Here is a 1,818-nt window from a genome sequence, read left to right on the forward strand (position 1 = left end):
ATGTAATATCAATTAACTTCACCTTCGCAAAAATCAACTCTAAACTTATTCTTACTAGCTTTTTCTAGAAATGAAAATTCATCCACTTCAATACTTATAAACACACTCTCAATGAAGCCGTCTGACCAAAACGCACAATAATATTCTCCTTCAAAACTTCCATATCGATATATCGACATTATTTTCCTTTCCCTATTTATTTTTCTTGCCATCTCATACTCTCCATGTATTTCTCAAATATCCATAATAAGAACAAGGCAAATAGATACATAGCCCTACAAACATAAAGCAACAAACACAACAAGAACTCAACAAACCTTCACACACAAACGTAAAAAAGAGCACACTAAAAAGAACTATTGTTTTATGTATTATACTTTGAAATAATTTGTTAATAGGAAAGTTCACCATAACCATTGATTTTAACATTGGAAATCAGTAACTATCGCAACTATCAATTACTAACTCATACAGAACTCTCATTTAATAGCTTGGCATGTATGTTATGCTTTAGCTATCAACGAATAGTTTCATGATTTCGTCTATGACAAATATATTAAAAAAAGCAAAAGACAATAATTGCAAGATATTAATCGATACGCTAACCTACGACCCAATAGAAAAATCTCTTAGTTTTGAAGGGCGCCAACTGACACTCGAACCTCGCTCTATTGAGTTACTAGAGTTATTATTGCAAAATATAGGAAAGCCAATTAGTGCTGATATGATTATTTGCAAAATATGGGAAACAAAATATGTTTCGAAAAACGTCCTCACCAATAAAATAGGGGGATTGCGAAACACATTTAAACCATACATTAGTTTGAGTGATGTAACTAAAGTTATTGTGACTTACCCAAGAAAAGGTTATTTCATTAATGAGTCAAGTGTTCAGTTAACAGATATACCTGTACTACCTACTATCCAGGAGGACACTTCTAACGTTAGTAATATACCTAGAAATAGAAAAGACTTATCCAAAACAAGTCAAATTATGGCATTCATTACTATGCTTGTAATTCTATTTTTGCCTTTAATTCAAGAAAGCGCTGCGAAGAAAGGCCCTCAACCGACACGCTCACAACTCCTTTATCAGCCGGTTGAACTATTATTATATCGTCTAGACGCATACGGGAAGACTGCACCTTATTTCGCTACAGTGACAAAAGCAATATTGCTTCAACAACAAATGGAATATTTATATACGGATACATCAAACCTTGATGCTCCTACTTATTTTATTGAACCTATCGATAATTCTCCGTATTTTCCAGGCGCTAAAAGCGTACTAACAAGTGATTTTAAATTAATAATTGAGCTTAAAGATAGCGATACCGCTGAGTATATTATTGTTACTACAAAATTAATTCATCCAACATCTGATAAGGTTGCTTACCGTGGAATATATAAAATAAATACCAGTCAGATCCAAACAGGGCTGGCCGAGATATCTAGTGATCTAGCTAGTTTTTTTAACCTACCTCAGCCAGAGAAAAGCAACTGGGTAATTACGGAGAATATAGTTGATAAGATAAATAAACATAAGCTTCATACTTTGTCACTTGAGAGTATTGATGAATTCACTGCTGTGAACATCGCAAGAGAACTAGCACAGCAAGAAAAAGACAGAACAAAGCTAGTTAATTTTGTTAATAGAACACTAAATAAATTTAAGGTTCTACCAAATGAACTTAAACTCTGGCTAGGTATATTAAGCTTTAAGTCTAATAATATTAATCATGCAAAACGTTTATTAACTAGCCCTAATGGTGAGTCTTTGATTCAAAATGCACTCATTTATACTTTAGTTTCTTATAT

At 32.7% G+C, this 1,818-nt stretch carries 2 protein-coding genes; one reads left to right on the forward strand and one right to left on the reverse strand.

Features of this window, described 5'->3' with window-relative positions; genetic code table 11:
* Positions 1 to 8: 8 nt before the first annotated feature.
* Positions 9 to 212: a hypothetical protein gene (locus HW45_RS04745; protein ID WP_038225305.1), complete on the reverse strand. Its 204-nt coding sequence runs from the start codon at positions 210 to 212 to the stop codon at positions 9 to 11.
* A 320-nt stretch (positions 213 to 532) separates the two neighbouring features.
* Here HW45_RS04745 and HW45_RS04750 point away from each other — a divergent pair.
* A partial coding sequence (locus tag HW45_RS04750) for a winged helix-turn-helix domain-containing protein (protein WP_051867798.1) occupies positions 533 to 1,818 on the forward strand: 1,286 nt, incomplete at its 3' end.

It is taken from the genome of Vibrio sp. ER1A, assembly GCF_000733315.1.
In the GTDB taxonomy this organism is placed as follows: Bacteria; Pseudomonadota; Gammaproteobacteria; order Enterobacterales; family Vibrionaceae; genus Vibrio; species Vibrio mediterranei.